Here is a 3,248-nt window from a genome sequence, read left to right as displayed (position 1 = left end):
CTGCACCGGTGACTCATTTTGCACTGCTGAGCTTGTGCCCATCATCCAGTTCGCGAGTTGGTCTCGTTCGGTTTGCGCCACGGACGTCGTCCCGACCTGACGGCCTTTGCGCAACACCGTGACGTCGTCGGCGTAGGCCATCACCTCACGGAATTTGTGCGTGATCATCAGCACCGTCAGTTCGCCACGGGTCGTGAGATCGCGCATCAGGCCGAGCACCTCGTCCGCTTCCAACGGCGTGAGCACCGAGGTCGGTTCATCGAGAATCAGAAAACGCTGGCGCAGGTAGAGCTGCTTGAGAATTTCCAGCTTCTGCTTTTCTCCGGCCGCGAGTCCCGCGACCGGAGCCTCCAGCGGCAAGCTAAAGGGCATGCGCTTCATAAACTCCGTCAATGCGGCGCGCTCGCTCTTCCAGTCGATCCGCCAGGACAGACGCCCGCGGGCAAGCAGCAGGTTCTCTTCCACCGAGAGTCCCGCTGCCAGCGTGAAATGCTGATACACCATGCCAATGCCAAGCGCCTGCGCATCGCGCGGCGAGGTGATTTTCACTTCGCGCCCGTCCGCGGTGATCTGTCCTTCGTCGAGCAGTCCGTAGCCGACCAGACCTTTCACCAGTGTGCTCTTGCCCGCGCCGTTCTCGCCGAGCAGCGCGTGGATGGTGCCGGGCGCGACCTTGATCGAGACCTTGTCGAGTGCGCGAAAGGCGCCGAACGATTTGGAGGCGCTGAGCACTTCGACACCTAGTGCGTGCGTGAAGGTGTCGTGCGGCTGGTTATAGGGAGCGAGAGTCGACATGATCGGTCAACGTCCCAGCGTAGCAAGCAGCGCGTGCGAATCAGACACCGTGCCGAATACGCCCCCCTGCATCGTGATCATATGCAGCGCCGCGTCGTGGTTGCCCTTGTCGGTCGCGCCGCAGCAATCGGCCAGGACTGTGCATTCGAAGCCGCGATCGTTCGCTTCGCGCATCGTGGTGTGGACGCAGACATCGGTCGTGATGCCGGTCAGCACCAGATTGACAATGCCGCGTGTGCGCAGGATCAGTTCGAGATCGGTCGCGCAGAACGAGCCCTTGCCCGGCTTGTCGATGATGATCTCGCCAGCGAGCGGCGCAAGTTCGTCGATGATCTCCCAGCCCGGCTCGCCGCGTACCAGGATCCGGCCGCACGGGCCGTCATCGCCGATGCCCACGCCATGGGTGCCCGCGCGGCGGCTGCGCCAGCGCTTGTTGGCCGGCAGATCGGACAGATCCGGACGATGCCCTTCACGCGTGTGAATGATCGTAAAGCCCTGTTCGCGCATGAGCGTGAGCACGCTTTTGATCGGCTCGATCGGGGCACGCGTGAGCGACAGGTCGTAGCCCATCTTGTCGACATAGCCGCCATGGCCGCAGAAATCGATCTGCATGTCGATGATGACGAGCGCGGTGTTCTCCGGCCGGAGGTCGCCGTCGTAGGGCCAGGGGTAAGGCTTCGCTTCGATGAATCGGTTCATGTTGGTTGACTCTTCAGGTTGGCATCGACAATACGTTACGCATCAGCGCGTCAGGCTCAGCTCGCCAGGTGCGCCGGCCAGCGTGCGGTCGGGACGGCAATTGATGATCATGATCACAAGCGTGAGCACATACGGCGCGGCGTTATACAAGTAGTAGCCGCTCGTCACGCCGATAGCCTGCAAGGCCGGCCCGAGCGCGCCTGCGGCACCGAACAGCAATGCCGCATACAGGCAGCGCAAGGGCTGCCAGCGCGCGAAGATCACCAGCGCAACGGCCATCAGGCCCTGGCCGCTCGACAGCCCCTCGTTCCAGCTACCCGGATAAACGAGCGACAGATACGCCCCGCCCACACCCGCGAAAGACCCACCGATTGCCGTGGCCGCAATGCGAATCCGTGTGAGCGGATAGCCCATCGCACGTGCCGTCTCGGCGTGATCGCCAACGAGGCGCAGCGTCATGCCCCAGCGGGTGCTGCGCAGACCCCACTGCAGCAAAAACGCCAGCACGATGCCGATCACGAACAGCGGGCTGATATGCAGCGCGTTATGCAATTGGGGCGACACGGCCCAGCTTCCCAGATCGATCGATTGCAACATCGGCGCTTGCGGCTGAATAAACGGCTTGCCGAGATAAAACGCGAGGCCGGTGCCGAGCAGCATCAACGCAATGCCGAAGGCGATGTCGGAGACGCGCGGCAGCGAGCACACAAGACCGTGCAAGCAACCGAACAGCAAGCCCACGACACCTGCGGCCAGTACGCCGATCCACGGTGAGCCGGACAGATACGAGGCGGCATAGCCGCTCATCGCACCGGAGACGAGGATGCCTTCGAGCCCGAGATTTACGCGGCCGCCCTTCTCCGTCAGGCACTCGCCAAGACTCACGAACAGATACGGCGTGCTGACGCGAATCGCGCCGGCCAGCAGCGAGAGCAACAGGATCACAATCGGCGAGTGCATATCAGGCATGGGTTTTCTCCAGTTGCACCGGCACTTCGTCGGTCACTGCCAGCGCCTGCAGTTTCACTCGCCATGCGACGATGCGCCCGCCCAGCGCTTCCCATGCGAGCAGGTTCGCAAACAACAACCCTTGCAGCACGAGCGTGGTTGCATCGGGCAGATCGAGGTGGCGCTGCAGCAGACTGCCGCTCGCTTCGATTCCGCCGATCAGCACAGCACACAGCACAATCGCCAACGGGTTCTGCCGAGCGGCGAATGCGACCAGGATGCCGCTATAGCCATAGCCCGCCAGCAACGAAGCATTCGCGCTGCCCTGGACCGCGGCCACTTCGAACATGCCGGCAAGACCCGCTGCGGCGCCGCCCATCGAACAGGCAGCCAGCGCCAGCATCCCGACCGGCAAACCGACCAGACGTGCGGCCCGGTTACTGCCGCCGACCACCCGCATCGCGAAGCCCTTGGTGCTGTGCTTGACGAACACCCACGCGGCAATACAGGCAAGCACGCCCCATAGCAAACCCCAATGCACTTCCAGTCCCGGAAGCGAGCCGATGGTCATCGCGTCGGGCACCGGCAGCGTCGACGGCTTGTTCAGGCTCGCCGGATCGCGCAGCGGCCCCTCCACCAGATGCTTGAACAAGGCAATCGCGATGTACGACATCAACAGGCTGCTGATCGTCTCGTTGACGCCGCGCCATTGCCGCAAGGCGCCAATCGCACCGATCCAGACGCCGCCCGCGAGCATCCCCGCCACCGCCATCAAGGGCGTGGCGACGAGCCACGGTGTGCCGGCC

General features: G+C 63.5%; 4 protein-coding genes. All 4 read right to left on the bottom strand.

Features of this window, described 5'->3' with window-relative positions; genetic code table 11:
- Positions 1–795, bottom strand: a 795-nt coding sequence (locus WCA53_RS13345; RefSeq protein WP_423910733.1) for an ATP-binding cassette domain-containing protein, incomplete at its 3' end; no start/stop codon positions are given.
- A gap of 6 nt (positions 796–801) precedes the next feature.
- A complete protein-coding gene (locus WCA53_RS13340) occupies positions 802–1,494 on the bottom strand; it encodes a cysteine hydrolase family protein (RefSeq protein WP_423910730.1) in 693 nt (230 codons plus the stop codon).
- A 42-nt stretch (positions 1,495–1,536) separates the two neighbouring features.
- Entirely contained in the window at positions 1,537–2,463 is a 927-nt protein-coding gene (locus WCA53_RS13335) for an ABC transporter permease (RefSeq protein ID WP_423910727.1), read from the bottom strand.
- The coding region (locus WCA53_RS13330) for an ABC transporter permease (protein ID WP_423910722.1) at positions 2,456–3,248 on the bottom strand (793 nt) is incomplete at its 5' end. The genes WCA53_RS13335 and WCA53_RS13330, both read right to left, overlap by 8 nt.

The organism is Caballeronia sp. (assembly GCF_049581465.1).
Taxonomy (GTDB): Bacteria; Pseudomonadota; Gammaproteobacteria; order Burkholderiales; family Burkholderiaceae; genus Caballeronia.
Note: the sequence above shows the minus strand (reverse complement) of the source record. Positions and strands in the feature narration are given on the sequence as shown.

Bases quoted from the DNA above. Each gene is read 5' to 3' on its own strand.
- WCA53_RS13335 (WP_423910727.1), bottom strand. From the start codon at position 2,463: ATGCCTGATATGCACTCGCCGATTGTGATCCTGTTGCTCTCGCTGCTG.
- WCA53_RS13340 (WP_423910730.1), bottom strand. From the start codon at position 1,494: ATGAACCGATTCATCGAAGCGAAGCCTTACCCCTGGCCCTACGACGGC.